We start from the raw sequence: 14,795 nt of genomic DNA on the forward strand, positions 1-14,795 counted from the left end.
TAAGTAAATTTTAAAAAATGAAAGGAAGAAATAAGGATGAAATTCATGACAGAAGATTTTATGCTTCATAATGATTTTGGCAAGAAACTCTACCATAATTATGCAGCAAAAATGCCAATCTTTGACTTTCACTGCCACCTTGAAGCCAAGGAAATCTATGAGAATAAGAACATCCCATCAATAACTGAAGCTTGGCTTGGAGGAGACCATTACAAGTGGAGGATGATGAGAGCTTGTGGAGTGGATGAGAAATATATTACGGGTGACGCAACAGACTTTGAGAAGTTTGAAAAATACGCAGAAGTAATGCCAAACCTAATCGGTAACCCAATCTATCATTGGACTCACCTAGAACTTAAAAACTTCTTTGGCATAGAAGAATGTCTAAATAAGGAAAATGCTAGAGAAATTTTTGATAAGTGTAACGAAATTTTGGCAAAGGATGAATTTAGACCAAGGGGTCTTATAGAAATGAGCAAGGTAGCTGCAGTGTGTACAACAAATGATCCTATTGATGATTTGAAATACCATGAGCTTATTGCCAAAGATAACTTTAAGGTAAAAGTTCTTCCAGCCTTTAGGCCTGACAATGCCCTCTATATCGAAAAAGAAAGCTATGCTTCATACATTGAATCCCTAGCCAAGGCTAGTGGTCTTTCAATCAAAAACTTCGAAGATGTAAAAAAAGCCCTCAAGGCTAGAATTGATTTCTTCGATAAACATGGTGCAAAGGCAAGTGATCAAGCCTTCAAATATATTCCTTACAGAAGATTGGATGAAGAGAGTCTAAATAAAATTGTCGAAAAGAAACTTGCTGGCAATCCTATAAGTTTAGAAGAAGAGGAAGCCTACAAGACAGAGCTTATAATCTTCTTAGCTAGCCAATACAAGAAACTAGACTGGGCTATGGAAATCCACGTTGGAGTTATAAGAAACAATTCTAAAGTCCTATTCGAAAAGCTTGGAGCTGATGTTGGAGGAGATAGCCAAAACGACTTGAATTTTGCAGAAAATCTTGCAAATCTTCTCTCAGACTTTGAAGAAAATGACGGACTTCCAAGAACTGTAATATTCCCACTAAATCCAAAAGACCATTTTCCAATTGCAACCATAGGCGGCTCCTTCAATAGGGCAAATCCTGATAATATGCAAAATATTCAACTCGGAACAGCTTGGTGGCACCTTGATCACAAGGATGGAATGATTGAGCAATTAAAGGTATTCTCAAGTGTTGGAGTTCTTTCAAAGTTCATAGGCATGCTTACAGATTCAAGAAGCTTCCTATCATATCCGAGACACGAATATTTCAGAAGAATCCTCTGCAATTTCATAGGAGATTTAGTAGAAAAGGGAGAATACCCAGCTGATGAGAAATTCCTCGGCAAGGTAATCGAAGATATTTGTTTTAACAACGCAACAAAATACATTAAGATAGATTTATAAAAAAGAAAGAAGGAAATATGAGCAAAGTAAAAACAATAAGCAAGGTATTAGAACTAGGAATCGTACCAGTAGTAAGAGCAGAATCAGCAGACCAAGCAATAGAATTCTGCAAGGGCCTAATTGATGGAGGAATCAACACCCTAGAAGTAACCTTCACCATACCAAACGCAATAGAAGTATTCCAAAGAATCCAAAAGGAACTGCCAGCTGACACCCTACTTGGAGCAGGAACAGTTCTAGACCCAACAACAGCAAGACTTGCAATAATGAATGGAGCTAAATTCGTAGTAAGCCCATCATTTGACAAAGAAGTAGCAAAAATGTGTAACATCTACAACATCCCTTATATGCCAGGCTGTGTAACACCAGCAGAAATGCTAGAAGCCTACAAATACGGAGTAGACATCATAAAACTCTTCCCAGGTTCTCTAACAGGCCCATCATATGTAAAAGCAATCCATGGACCATACCCACACTTCCAAATCATGCCAACAGGTGGCGTTAGCCTAGATAACCTTGAAGAATGGTTCAAGGCAGGAGTAGTAGCAGTAGGAGCAGGCTCAAACCTAGTAAAAGGAAGTAGAGAAGAAATCACCAAAAAAGCAAAAGAATATTTAGCAAAAATTGCGGAGGTAAGAAAATAATGAGTAAAAAAGTTGTAACCCTAGGCGAAATCATGTTAAGACTATCCACACCGGGATATGAAAGATTTGTTCAAGCAGAAAGCTTCGATGCAATCTATGGAGGAGGAGAAGCAAATGTAGCAGTATCTCTTGCAAACTATGGTTTCGATGCCTACTATGTAACAAAACTTCCAAAACACGAAATAGGCCAAGCAGCAGTAAACGCCCTAAGAAGATACGGAGTAAACACAAACTACATCGTACGTGGAGGGGAAAGAGTAGGAATCTATTACTCAGAAACAGGAGCATCAGCAAGACCATCCAAGGTAATCTATGACAGAAGTAACTCCGCCATAGCAGAAGCTAAAGCAGACGAATTTGACTTTGACGAAATCTTCAAGGGCGCAGCGTGGTTTCACACATCAGGAATAACACCTGCCATATCAAAAGCTGGAGCAGAAATTACTAAGAGAGCTATGCAAGCAGCTAAAAAAGCTGGAGCAAAAATCTCAATCGACCTAAACTACAGGGCAAAACTTTGGAGTCCAGAAGAAGCTCAAGCAGTAATGAAAGATTTGATGCAATACGTTGACGTATGTATAGGAAACGAAGAAGATGCATCTCTTTGCCTAGGCTTTACACCAAAAGGACTAGACGTAACAAGTGGTAAACTTGACGTAGAAGGCTACCATGAAATCTTCAAACAAATGAAGGAAGAATTCGGTTTTGATATGATAGCATCAAGCCTAAGAGAATCATACTCAGCATCTGATAATGGTTGGTCAGCCCTAATCTATGATGGCAAAGACTTCCACAAAGCACCAAAATACGACCTAAGAATCGTAGACAGAGTAGGTGGAGGAGATAGCTTTGCAGCAGGCCTAATTACAGGTCTACTTGATGGCAAAAGCCCAGCAGATGCCCTAGACTTTGGTGTTGCAGCAAGTGCCCTAAAACATACAATCAAGGGAGACTTCAACCACATGTCAAGAGATGAAGTAGAAAACCTAGTTGGAGGAGATGCTTCAGGTAGGGTTCAAAGATAGTAAATGCAAAATCTTTAGGGAGGGTTCGCTCCCTTCCTGAAGATTATTTTTTAACAAATTGGAAAACGATTAGCGATAAGCGATGAATAAATTTAGGAGGCTAAAGTGAGCGATAGAAAATTAAAATTAGGAATTATTGGTTATGGAACAGAAGGCTCCATGTATGGAAAATTCATATCTGAAGAGATGGTTGAAAATGTAGAAGTTACTGCAGTTTGCGACATAGATTCCCAAAAATTAGACCTAGCAAAAAAAGTTTTTCCAAAGGCTAAGCTTTATGAATCTTACAAAGAAATGGTAGATAGCGGAGAAGTTGAAGGAATCGTAACCTGCGTACCTCACTACCTCCACCCAGAAATGGCAATCTATGGCCTAACTCATGGGGTAAATGTACTTAACGAAAAGCCAGCTGGAGTTTATACCAAACAAGTAAAAGAGCTAAACGAAGTTGCTAAAAAATCTGATAAGGCTTATGCCCTATTCTTTAATCAAAGAACTAATCCCCTATATAGAAAACTTAAAAAAATCCTAGACTCAGGCGAGCTTGGCACAATCAGAAGAACCAACTGGATTATCACAACCTGGTGGAGACCAGATGCCTATTACAGACAATCTGACTGGAGAGCTACTTGGGGAGGAGAAGGTGGAGGAGTTTTAGTAAACCAAGCCCCTCATCAACTTGACCTTATCCAATGGATGACAGGTGCTCCAGATAGGGTTTACTCAAGCGTACAATATGGTTACCAAAGAGATATTGTTGTAGATGATCAAGTTCATTTCCTTATGGAATATGATGATGGAAGGACTGGAGTATTTGTAACTGGCACTAACGAGATAATCGGAACTGATAGGCTAGAAATCGTATGTGATGGTGGAAAGATTGTAGTTGATGATTCTAAGAAGGCAACAATATATAGACTTAAAGAAACAGAAAATGACCTCAATGCTAGGATGACGATTGACGATGTAAAGATGCTTTTTGCAGGACAAATGAAATTTGATGACCTCTTTGAAACAGAAGTTATTGAAGAAAACTCTGTTTGGGGTGGCCAACACTGTGAAGTTTTAAGAAACTTTGCTGCCCACATACTCGATGGTGAAGAGCTTCTTGCCGACGGAGCTGAAGGAATCAATGGAGTAAGACTTGCAAATGCAGTTCACCTTTCAAGCTGGTTAGGCAAGCCTGTTTCTGTAAAAGACTTTGACGATGACCTTTATCTAAAACTTCTAAATGAAAAAATCAAAGAAGAAGGCAAATTCGAAGAAAGAAAGTAGGGTTTATGTTAAAAGTAGGAGTTATAGGACTCGGAACAGTTTCCCCTATCCACCTCTTTTCCATAAATAATTCGCCTTACGCAGACCTAGTTGCTGTGTGTGATATAGATAGTAATAGGGCTAAAGATAAATGTGAGATGACCCATTGTGAAAGTAATACTTATTATACTAACTATAAAGAAATGATAGATAAGGAAGACCTAGATCTTGTTCATATCTGCCTGCCTCATCATCTTCACACAGAAGTGTCAAAATACGCCTTAGCAAAGGGGCTTCACGTTTTTTGCGAAAAGCCAGTTGATGTAAGTTATGAAAAAACCAAAGAACTCTATGATTTCTACCAGACCTACAAGGATAGGCAAAAGCTTGGTATCTGTTTTCAAAATAGATACAACAAGACAGTTCAAAAACTCAAAGAACTATTGGAAGATAATAAGGAAGAAGTCTTTGGAGTAAAGGGCTTAGTAACTTGGTACAGGGGTATGGATTATTATAAACAGGCAGCTTGGCGAGGAAAGATAAAAGAAGCGGGAGCTGGAGTTATAATCAACCAAGCCATCCACACCCTAGACCTTATGGGCTTTGTTACAGGAAAAGACTGGAAAAGCCTTACAGCAACTATGACCAAGCTTATGAATAAGGAAATTGAGGTAGAAGATACAGCAAGCGCCTTCATCGAATATGAAGATGGGGTAAATGGATTCTTTATGGCGACTAATGCTTATTCGATAACTGACTCAATAGAATTACAAGTAATAAGTAAGAGCGAAAAATACACAATAAAAGACAATAGGCTTTACAACAAAGCCCTAGAATGCTTGGCAGAAGACGATAAGAGCGATGCTACTAAGGATTATTATGGAGCAGGTCACGAGAAACTAATCAATAAATTTTATAAAGCTATAATCGATGACACAGATGATTATTGCAATTTAGCTTCCGCTATGGAAACAATGGAAATAATCCAGGCTATAATTAATTCATCTAAGGAAAATATAGAAATCAAAAAAGAGGAGATTATTAATGACTAAAATAGGAGTACAAGCTTCCACAGTAGTGGATTCTTTCAAAGAACTTGGGCCATATGAAACCTTCAAACGACTTTCAGATATAGGTTACAAGTCAGTAGAAGTATCCCAAGTAGAAACGACTAAGGAAAACATAGACCAAATCATAAAAGCTTGCAAGGACTTTGATATGGAAGTAGCTGCGATGTCAGCAGCCCTTGAGCCAATGTTTCCTGGTCAAGAAAGCCTTGAAACTGACTATGATAAGATTGTAGGAGACTGTAAGGCAGTTGACACAGACCTTTTAAGAATCGGCATACTTCCATTTGATAAGATGGCAAATCTTGATAAGGCTATAGAATTTGCAAAAAAGGCAAATGAATATGCCCTCAAATTAAGAAAAGATGGTATAAAACTCTACTACCACAACCACCACATAGAATTTGTAAAATATGATGGCAAATATCTCCTCGATATAATAGCAGAAAACGCCCCAGAACTCGGCTTCGAGCTTGACGTTCACTGGATACAAAAGGGTGGAGAAAATCCTGTAAATATCCTAAAAAAATATGCAGGCAAAGTAGAATTAGTCCACCTAAAAGACTACGAAGTTTTGCCACTAACTATGGATGATCTAAAGCTTATGCAAACTGATCAAAAAGCCTTTAGACAAGCTTTCGATAACAGGGCAAGATTTGCACCATTGGGACAAGGCTCCCTTCCACTAAAGGAATGTGCAGACCAAGCTATAAAGTCAGGCTGTAGGTATCTATTAGTTGAACAAGACATGTCTTATGGCAGAGATCCCTTCAATGAACTTAAAATTTCTTATGATTGGCTAGTCGCTAATGGCTATGGAGATTTATTCTAATGACAATTAACAAAAAAGACGGGATGAACTATGCTCCACAAGGCAAGGCCAACAAGGTCGTAGGTCCTGGTGAGTTTAAAGTAGGAGTTGGAGCCCTTGATCATGGCCATATCTATGGTATGTGCAATGGACTAAAGGAGGCTGGGGCAGAAATTGTTTATGTCTATGATAAAGACCCTAAAAAGATAAAAGAATTTCAAGAGAAATTTCCAGAAGCCAAGGAAGTAGCATCTGTCGATGAGATATTAAAGGATCCTGAGATAAAAATGCTTGCGGCAGCAGCAATTCCAAATCTAAGATCAGCCCTAGGCAATAAGGCCATGAGGGCTGGCAAGGACTACTTTACCGATAAGACCGGATTTACCACTTACGACCAATTAGAAGAAACAAAAAAGGTCGTAAAAGAAACTGGCAGAAGGTACTTCGTATATTTTTCCGAAAGAGTCCATGTTGAAGGAGCAATCTTTGCAGGAAAACTCATAGAAGAAGGAAGAATAGGAAGGGTTATCCAAGTAACAGGCTTTGGCCCTCACAGTCTAAATAAGGAAAGTCGCCCAGACTGGTTTTTCAAAAAAGACCAATATGGTGGAATCCTTACGGATATAGGAAGCCATCAAATCGAACAATTCCTCTATTATACCGGAAATAAGGATGCCAAAGTCCTTCACAGCAAGGTGGCTAACTACGACAATCCTGACACTCCAGAACTAGAAGATTATGGTGATGCGACCATCCTTGGGGAAAATGGAGCGACATTTTTCTACAAGGTTCATTGGTTCTCACCAAAGGGTCTTTCAAGTTGGGGAGATGGAAGGACTTTTATAACAGGAACTAAGGGATATATAGAAGTCAGAAAATATACAAATGTTGCCACAGAAGCGACAGGGGACCATGTATTTTTGGTAGATGAAAATGGAGAAGAACACTTCGAAGTAAATGGCAAAGTAGGCTTCCCATTTTTTGGACAGATGATACTCGATTGTATAAATGGCACAGAAAATGCCATGACTCAAGAGCATATCTTCAAGGCCCAAGAGCTTTGCTTAAAATGCCAAGAAGAAGCTATAGTAATAACAAATTAAAAGCAGGAGAAAAAAATGCAAAAAAACGTAAAGCCTTTTGGCATTAGAGATAAGATAGGTTATGCAGCAGGTGATGTTGCTAATAACTTTACTTTTACCCTCGTAAGTAGTTTCCTTATGCTATTCTACACTAACGTATGGGGAATAGATCCAAAAATGGTTGGTGGATTGTTTTTTATATCAAGAATAATTGACGCCTTCACCGATGTAGGCATGGGAACAATCGTAGATAAGTTTCCAGGAAATAAGGATGGTAAATTTAGACCATTTATCAAATGGGGTGCTATACCAGTAGCAATAGCAGGTTTCCTATTATTCCAATCAGGACTAAAAGATTTACCTATGGGAACAAAAATCATCATAATGTATGCAACCTACATACTATGGGGATCATTATGTTACACCTTTATCAACATTCCTTATGGATCAATGGCATCAGCAATCACACCAGAAGCTGACCAAAGAACAGAACTTTCAACCTTTAGAACCCTAGGAGCAACTGTTGCAGGTCTTGTAATAGGTTTTGTTACTCCTTATCTAATTTATCAAAAAGTTGCAGGTCAACCAGATGTTCTTCTCGAAGGAAGATTTCCTCTTGTAGCAGGAATTTACGGCATACTCGCAATTGTATCTTACTTTATCTGCTACAGCTTCTGTACAGAAAGGGTTGACATCGAAAGAGAATCAGGTGGAGAAAAAGAGAACATCCTCCAAGGAATTGGCGATGTAATCACCAAGAGATCTCTACTATCAATCATAGTAATATCAGTTTGTTTGCTACTAGCAATGCTTTTAGTTGGATCAATGAATATTTATGTTTATTCAACCTACTTCCAAAACACAACAGGTATGGCTCTAGCAGGTCTTTGTGGTACAGTGCCTATGCTATTTACAGCTCCAATGGCAATGAAGCTTGGACAAAAAATTGGTAAGAAAGAAGCAACAACTATAGGATTATTAGGTTCCGCAGCTACTTACTTTATACTATTCATCTTAAAACTAGAAAATATGTATATGTTCTTAGCTGGAACAGTAATTGCTTACATTTTCCTAGGAATCTTCAACACCCTAACCTGGGCTATGATTACAGACGTAATAGATGATCTAGAAATTAAAAATGGCATAAGAGATGACGGAAAAGTTTACGCTATCTATTCATTTGCAAGAAAACTAGGTCAAGCTTTCGCTGGAGGACTTGGTGGATTTGCAGTAGCAGCAGTAGGCTATGTTGCAGGAGCAGCAACCCAAACTCATGAAGTTGCTGTTGGAATATACAATGTAGCAACCCTAATACCAGCTGTAGCCTTGGGCCTTGGTGGCTTGGTAGTATTGTTAATATATCCACTTGATAGAAAGACTGTTGAGAAAAACAATAAATACCTAGAAGATAAGAGACTTGAAATAGAATAATAATCTAACCTCCAATTTGGAAATGATTGGAGGTTTTTTAACCCTTTTTAGGGTAAAAATATAAAACTAGGAGGATTAAATGACAGAGCAATTAAAACTAGAAGTAAGAAACAAAAAACTAATAGAAAATGAAGGCTTTAAGTTTAAAGACCTAAATGGAAATGGCTCTCTTGACCCTTATGAGGACTGGCGTCTACCATCAAGCGTTCGTGCGAAGGACCTTGCCTATAGGATGACTATAGAAGAGCTTGCTGGAAATATGATGATTAAGTCCCAAAGAATGGGTCTTAGCCAAGAAGATAAGGCGAAAACAAGCCATGATGGTCTTCTTGATGAAGAAGTTTATGAAGATACAAATATTTTTATAGGTCAAATAAACCACGGTTCAACAGGTCATATTCTTGATAAAAACCTTCGCCACTTTATTCTAAGAGATAACTTCTCAGAAGATGAAATTGCTAAATGGGCAAATGCTATGAATGAAGTTGCCGAAAGCTCTAGACTGGGCATACCTGTAATAATCGCTTCAAACTCAAGAAATGAAAATGCAGAAAGAACCTTCGGTATGAACGATGCAGTAGGAGTATTTACAACCTATCCATCAACCCTAGGTCTTGCCGCAGCCTATCTTGGAGATAGGGCAAGAAACTTCCACCCATATGGGGATTATGAATACTCAATCTTCAAGGAATTTGGACAAATCGCAAGAGATGAGTGGAAATATTCAGGACTTAGAAAAGGCTATATGTACATGATCGACACAGCCACAGACCCTAGATGGCAAAGATTTTATGGAACCCTGGGAGAAGATGTAGAATTAATCACCAAGGCTTGTGAAGACTTAATAGAAGCCTTCCAAGGAGAAGAATTAAATAGCGAATCAGTAGCCCTTACCATGAAACACTTTCCAGGTGGTGGAGCTAGGGAAAACGGCTTTGACCCTCACTACAAGGAAGGAAAATTCAATGTCTATGCTACAGCTGGTTCATTAGAAAAATACCATCTTCCACCATTTAAGAGAGCTGCAGAGAAAAAAGTTTCATCAATCATGCCTTACTACTCAATACCTTCCCATGACAAATCAGCCGTTCAAAACTATAAGGGAGAAAAAATTCCTTTCGAGCCAGTTGGCTTTGCCTTTAACCAATACTTTATCCAAAATATCCTAAGAGGGGATATGGGCTTTAAGGGCTACATCAACTCAGACTCAGGCATCCTCGATAACATGGCTTGGGGCATGATGCACCTAGAAAAGCAAGATCGTGCAGCCTGTGCCATAAACAACGGAGTTGACCTAATCTCAGATACTAACGAAGTTGAATGGATAATTAAGGCCTATGAAGAAGGTAAAATTAGTCGTGAGAGATTAATCGAAGCAAATATTAGACTACTTACAGAAATGTTTGATCTAGGCTTATTCGATGACAAAACCTATGTAGACCCACAAAGGGCAAAAGACTTCGTAGCTAATGAAGAAAACAAGAAAAAAGCTTATTCAGCCCACCTTAGATCAGTAGTTCTCCTAAAAAATAAAGAAAATTGCCTACCTATGGCTGATAAGGCAAAAGTTTATGTTGGCTATCTCCACAAAGAAGCCGATAAGGCTGAAACCTTTAGAAAAGAAGCAATAGAAGAACTAAAAAATAGGGATGATATTAAAATAGTAGGAGACATAAATGACGCTGATTATATTTATGTACAAATCACACCAAAATCAGGTAACTATTTTACAGCAACACCTGGTTTACTAGAACTTGACCTTTGTGAAAACAAAACTAACAAGGCTATGGATGGAAGTGAATATACTGAAACAACAGTAGCTAATATTGACAAACTTGACGAATATAGGAAAATTGCCGACAAAAATGGAGCAAAACTAATAGTTACAGTAAACTCAAACATGCCTTGGCTATTAGAAAAAGCAGAAGTGAAGGCTGACGCTCTACTAGCCCACTTTGAGACTTTTACATCCGCCCAAATGGATGTCCTAACAGGAAAATTCGCCCCAACAGGTAAACTTCCATTCACCTTCCCTAAGTCAGAAGAAGCTATAGCTGTGGATGAAGAAGGAATCTGCGTAAGCCCTAACGATGTTCCAGGCTATGACAAAGAAAAATATATGCCAGAAGGCATGACCTATGCCTACAAGGATGAATGTGGCAATGAATATAAACTAGGCTTTGGCTTAACTTACTAAGATAGGTTATAAATGATTAATGATGGTGATAGCTTAAAATCCTAATTCTATCTATCACCATCATTTTTTTTTGCTCAATATATAATCTTGTAGTATTTTATATGAGAAATTATATTATCAAGAAAGGTAGTTTATGTTTAAAGCTCTAATAAAAAAAATTCCTGCAGCTAATATGATGGTTCCCTTGATACTTGCAGGTCTTATCAATACTCTTTTGCCTAGCCTTTTGCACTTTGGTGTTTTTACTGAGGCTCTTTTTACGAGTGCCGGGATGAAGACTCTTATGGGAATAAATTTGATTGCTGCGGGTAGTCAGATCCATTTTTCTAATATTTTTGAAATATTTAAGAGATTTTCTGTTATAGCTATAGCTCGTCTAGGTGCAGGACTACTTATTATTTTTCTTGTAGCTTCCTTTTTTGGCAGAGATGGAATATTTGGTATATCCATACTTGCCTTGGTTTGCGCTAGTCTTAACCATAATAATTCTGTTTTTATCACCCTAAATATCGACTACGGAGATGATTTGGATCAGGGTCTTGCTGGTATTACTAGTTTGATTACAGGTCCCATGCTTGCTATGCTAGTTTTAGGTATGTCTGGGATTGCGAACATTCCTCTAAGGGCTATGGCAGATTCTCTAATGCCTGTAATAATTGGGATACTTATAGGCAATATTGATAAGGATTTTGCTAAGATTTTGAAATTATCACAGAAGGTCATAATTCCCTTTTTGGGTTTTACCATGGGTTCTTCAATTAATTTTAAAGATATATTTAGGGCTGGATTTTCAGGACTAATACTTGCCTTCATAGTGATTTTTATTATTGGTTCTATTACCCTTCTTGCAGATATTTATATTAACAAAAGACCAGGCCATGCCGCTTGGGCTATATCTACAACTGGAGCTAACGCTGTTGCTGTGCCTCAAATAATTGCAGAAATTGATCCGTCTTATCTTCCCCTTGTTGGTCTTGCTACTGCCCAAGTAGCTGCTTCAGCGGTCATTACTATTATTCTTACACCTTTGATTACCGCCCTTTGGGCTAAGTCAAAAAACAATAGGGCCTAGAAGCCTTAAAAGTCTGCAACTTATAAAATAATTTGAATTTTTATAGAAAAATATTTGACAAATTAAAGTGATGGTCTTATAATATAGCTAACAATAGTTATTAAAAATTACGAAAAAAAGAGTAGGCTTATGGACAAGCACAGAGAGTTGGTCTTAGGTGGAATCCAATCTTAGAAGTAAGTTCGAAAATCATTTTTCTTTTGCACGTCTGAAGAAAGTAAGATGTGTCGCCATGGTTGGCGTTATCAAAACCCAGCATTGTTAGATGCTTGAGAGCTTATATTTATATAAGAATAAAGGTGGTAACGCGGAATATTTCGTCCTTTGTCTAATGTTTAGACAAGGGACTTTTTTGATGGATAAATATTGTTAATAAATTTTTGGAGGAAATAATGAAAAAATTATCTAGAAGTCAATTTTTACAAGTTAGTATAATGTTATTCGGTCTGTTCTTTGGAGCAGGAAATTTAATTTTCCCACCTCTTTTAGGAAATATGGCAGGAAAAGCAACCTTTGTTGCTCTATTGGCCTTTTGCGTTACTGCTGTAGTATTTCCAGTTTTGGGATCAATAGTAGTAGGAAAAACTAATGGCTTATCAAATCTAGCCAACAGGGTGAACCCTGCCTTTGCTTTAGTTTTCACAACAGCAATATATTTATCAATAGGACCTGGACTTGGCATACCAAGAGCAGGATCAGTTCCTTTCGAGATGGCTATAGCACCATATATACCAGCATCTTTCAACATGAGCCTAGCTAGGCTTGTTTATACTTTTGTATTTTTTGCCTTAGCCCTTGCTATATGCTTAAAGCCTAGCAAGCTTGTCGAAAGAGTAGGAAAATTTCTTACACCAGCCCTCTTATTATTGATAGCCTTCATGTTCTTTAAGGTTATAAGTATGGATAAAAGCGTAGCAGCTCCTACAGGAGATTATTTAAAGGCTCCTCTTACAAAAGGATTCTTGGCAGGATATGAAACAATGGATGCAGTTGCAGCCCTTAACTTTGGTTTTGTTATAGCACAAGCTATAAGAAGATTTGGGGTTAATGATGAGAAAGAAGTTACAAGATATGAGATAAAAGCAGGTCTTCTTGCAGGATTTGTCCTCTTTGTAGTATATGCTATGCTTGCAAGTATAGGTATGGTAGGAAGTGCTAAGTTCGTTGGTCTTGAAAATGGTGCCCAAGTTCTTGCTGAATCTATAAAACTTGCCCTTGGTAATTTTGGTTTAGTTTTATTAGCCTTTATCTTTACCCTAGCTTGCCTAACAACTTGCGTTGGACTTATAAGCAGTGGTGGAGAATATTTTGAGAAATTATTCAACAATAGACTATCCTACAAGTCTTGGGTATGTATATGGACTCTATTCTCATTTATAATGGCAAACTTTGGTCTAAATAAGCTCTTGGAAATATCAGTACCACTCCTACAAATAATCTATCCAGTAGCCCTTGTACTAATAGTAATGGGTATAAGCCAAAGCTTCCTAAACTTCAGCAAACTCTCTTACATTTTTGCTGCAGCAGTTTCAGTTGGCCTACCTTTAATAGAAGTATTGGATAAAACCTTTAAACTACACCTTGGCTTTGTAACAAGTCTAGTAAAGGCCCTACCAATGTATAAAGAAGGTCTATCTTGGCTATTACCAACCCTAGTAGTAGTAGTGCTAACAAGCCTTGCTGTAAAGGCTCTAGGCAATCTAAGCTCCTTAGAAAAAGCAAGACAAGAATATTAAAATAAATCCATCAAAAAACCTCCCCGAGCTAGGACGAAAGCTTAGGGAGGTCTATTTTATCCCAAAGAAGAGAAATATATAAGGCTAATAAAATGCTTCGGCAATTTTTAAATATGAATCAATAAAAATAGAGTTTTTGCTTGCTACAAAAGAAAAATCGTGAGTAAGATTAAAATCCTCTAGCTCGACAATCCTAAGTTCATTTGCTTCTAATTCCTTTTTTACGCAAGACTCAAATAGAAAACTTATACCACAATCCCTTCTAAGCAGGGCTACTATGGCGTGCATATTATTAATTTCGATGATATTAGAAAAATCGTTGGTATCAATATTGTCCATATTGAGGAAATTTTTCAATATAGCAAGGGTTCCGGAGCCATCCTCTCTGATAATAACCCTCTCGTCTAACAAATCAGTAAGTTTTCTTACTGGTTTTTTAAATTTATGATCTTTGTGGGCTATACAGACAACCCTATCAGTCTTGTAAGTTTTGATAAAATAATCCTTAGCAGTAACAAAGCCTTCGATTATTGCAAAGTCAATCTTTCCCCCATCAAGATCCTTTAGAATTTCGTCAGTATTTTCGTAGAAGATGTGAAAATTGCAAGAAGCCTTCTCCTTTATTAGGGCTATGAGTTTATCTAAAATTATGTATTCACCGATTGACCTCGTAAAACCCAAGGAAATTTTTTCCTTCTTAGTATTTTTGCTGCTGACTAAGCTCATTAGCCTATCTTCGTCATTCGACATAGAAGTTAAAGCTGTTTTTAGAATTTTGCCTTGGTCTGTAAGACATAAATTCCTCTTATTTCTATAAAACAGTTTGCAATTATAATACTCTTCTAAATATTTGATATGGGTAGATATAGCAGGCTGAGTTATATTAAGGCTCTCAGCTGCCTTTGTAAAATTCATGTATTCACATACTTCCAAAAAACTTACTATTCTAAAATCTAACATTGTAACCTCCTTATTTATCATAACAAATATTTATAAGAGTGTAAATAATTATAATTTTACATTATAATAATCC

The 14,795-nt window shown here is 37.5% G+C and carries 12 protein-coding genes and 1 other annotated feature; of the genes, 11 read left to right on the forward strand and 1 reads right to left on the reverse strand.

The window, feature by feature from the left end; genetic code table 11:
• Positions 1-45 precede the first annotated feature (45 nt).
• The 11 genes from uxaC (at position 46) to brnQ (ending at position 13,762) form a co-directional block, all read left to right on the forward strand.
• Positions 46-1,443 (forward strand): glucuronate isomerase, encoded by a 1,398-nt coding sequence (gene uxaC / locus HMPREF0077_RS04040; protein ID WP_248596432.1) that lies wholly within the window; start codon positions 46-48, stop codon positions 1,441-1,443.
• Between the two features lie 17 nt (positions 1,444-1,460).
• Positions 1,461-2,087, forward strand: a complete 627-nt coding sequence (locus HMPREF0077_RS04045; protein WP_004836691.1) for a bifunctional 2-keto-4-hydroxyglutarate aldolase/2-keto-3-deoxy-6-phosphogluconate aldolase — start codon at positions 1,461-1,463, stop codon at positions 2,085-2,087.
• The gene (locus HMPREF0077_RS04050) at positions 2,087-3,112 is read left to right on the forward strand and encodes a sugar kinase (RefSeq protein WP_004836692.1); all 1,026 of its coding nucleotides are present in this window, start codon (positions 2,087-2,089) and stop codon (positions 3,110-3,112) included. Before HMPREF0077_RS04045 ends, HMPREF0077_RS04050 begins: the two co-directional genes overlap by 1 nt.
• A 105-nt stretch (positions 3,113-3,217) precedes the next feature.
• Positions 3,218-4,387, forward strand: coding sequence for a Gfo/Idh/MocA family protein (locus HMPREF0077_RS04055; protein ID WP_004836693.1), 1,170 nt, complete (start codon positions 3,218-3,220; stop codon positions 4,385-4,387).
• A 5-nt stretch (positions 4,388-4,392) separates the two neighbouring features.
• Entirely contained in the window at positions 4,393-5,418 is a 1,026-nt protein-coding gene (locus HMPREF0077_RS04060) for a Gfo/Idh/MocA family protein (protein ID WP_004836694.1), read from the forward strand.
• A complete protein-coding gene (locus HMPREF0077_RS04065; protein WP_004836695.1) occupies positions 5,411-6,265 on the forward strand; it encodes a sugar phosphate isomerase/epimerase family protein in 855 nt (284 codons plus the stop codon). The genes HMPREF0077_RS04060 and HMPREF0077_RS04065 overlap by 8 nt, the downstream gene beginning before the upstream one ends.
• On the forward strand, positions 6,265-7,347 hold the full coding sequence (locus HMPREF0077_RS04070; protein WP_004836696.1) for a Gfo/Idh/MocA family protein: 1,083 nt from the start codon (positions 6,265-6,267) through the stop codon (positions 7,345-7,347). The genes HMPREF0077_RS04065 and HMPREF0077_RS04070 overlap by 1 nt, the downstream gene beginning before the upstream one ends.
• A 15-nt stretch (positions 7,348-7,362) precedes the next feature.
• Complete coding sequence (locus HMPREF0077_RS04075) at positions 7,363-8,757, forward strand: MFS transporter (protein ID WP_004836697.1); 1,395 nt, start codon at positions 7,363-7,365, stop codon at positions 8,755-8,757.
• A 79-nt stretch (positions 8,758-8,836) separates the two neighbouring features.
• On the forward strand, positions 8,837-10,954 hold the full coding sequence (locus HMPREF0077_RS04080; RefSeq protein WP_004836698.1) for a glycoside hydrolase family 3 protein: 2,118 nt from the start codon (positions 8,837-8,839) through the stop codon (positions 10,952-10,954).
• Positions 10,955-11,087: 133 nt separating this feature from the next.
• The gene (locus HMPREF0077_RS04085; RefSeq protein ID WP_004836699.1) at positions 11,088-12,026 is read left to right on the forward strand and encodes a 2-keto-3-deoxygluconate permease; all 939 of its coding nucleotides are present in this window, start codon (positions 11,088-11,090) and stop codon (positions 12,024-12,026) included.
• Positions 12,027-12,125: 99 nt separating this feature from the next.
• Positions 12,126-12,354: a binding site (T-box leader), on the forward strand.
• A gap of 64 nt (positions 12,355-12,418) precedes the next feature.
• A complete protein-coding gene (gene brnQ / locus HMPREF0077_RS04090; RefSeq protein ID WP_040349399.1) occupies positions 12,419-13,762 on the forward strand; it encodes a branched-chain amino acid transport system II carrier protein in 1,344 nt (447 codons plus the stop codon).
• 84 nt (positions 13,763-13,846) lie between these two features.
• On the opposite strand, the gene HMPREF0077_RS04095 is transcribed toward brnQ, so the two are convergent.
• Entirely contained in the window at positions 13,847-14,722 is an 876-nt protein-coding gene (locus tag HMPREF0077_RS04095) for a LysR family transcriptional regulator (RefSeq protein WP_040349400.1), read from the reverse strand.
• Between the last annotated feature and the right edge of the window lie 73 nt (positions 14,723-14,795).

This window comes from Anaerococcus tetradius ATCC 35098, assembly GCF_000159095.1.
Lineage (GTDB): Bacteria > Bacillota > Clostridia > Tissierellales > Peptoniphilaceae > Anaerococcus > Anaerococcus tetradius.

Coding starts and splice junctions, on each gene's coding strand:
- uxaC (WP_248596432.1), top strand. CDS start 46: ATGACAGAAGATTTTATGCTTCATAATGATTTTGGCAAGAAACTCTAC.
- HMPREF0077_RS04045 (WP_004836691.1), top strand. CDS start 1,461: ATGAGCAAAGTAAAAACAATAAGCAAGGTATTAGAACTAGGAATCGTA.
- HMPREF0077_RS04050 (WP_004836692.1), top strand. CDS start 2,087: ATGAGTAAAAAAGTTGTAACCCTAGGCGAAATCATGTTAAGACTATCC.
- HMPREF0077_RS04060 (WP_004836694.1), top strand. CDS start 4,393: ATGTTAAAAGTAGGAGTTATAGGACTCGGAACAGTTTCCCCTATCCAC.
- HMPREF0077_RS04065 (WP_004836695.1), top strand. CDS start 5,411: ATGACTAAAATAGGAGTACAAGCTTCCACAGTAGTGGATTCTTTCAAA.
- HMPREF0077_RS04070 (WP_004836696.1), top strand. CDS start 6,265: ATGACAATTAACAAAAAAGACGGGATGAACTATGCTCCACAAGGCAAG.
- HMPREF0077_RS04075 (WP_004836697.1), top strand. CDS start 7,363: ATGCAAAAAAACGTAAAGCCTTTTGGCATTAGAGATAAGATAGGTTAT.
- HMPREF0077_RS04080 (WP_004836698.1), top strand. CDS start 8,837: ATGACAGAGCAATTAAAACTAGAAGTAAGAAACAAAAAACTAATAGAA.
- HMPREF0077_RS04085 (WP_004836699.1), top strand. CDS start 11,088: ATGTTTAAAGCTCTAATAAAAAAAATTCCTGCAGCTAATATGATGGTT.
- brnQ (WP_040349399.1), top strand. CDS start 12,419: ATGAAAAAATTATCTAGAAGTCAATTTTTACAAGTTAGTATAATGTTA.
- HMPREF0077_RS04095 (WP_040349400.1), bottom strand. CDS start 14,722: ATGTTAGATTTTAGAATAGTAAGTTTTTTGGAAGTATGTGAATACATG.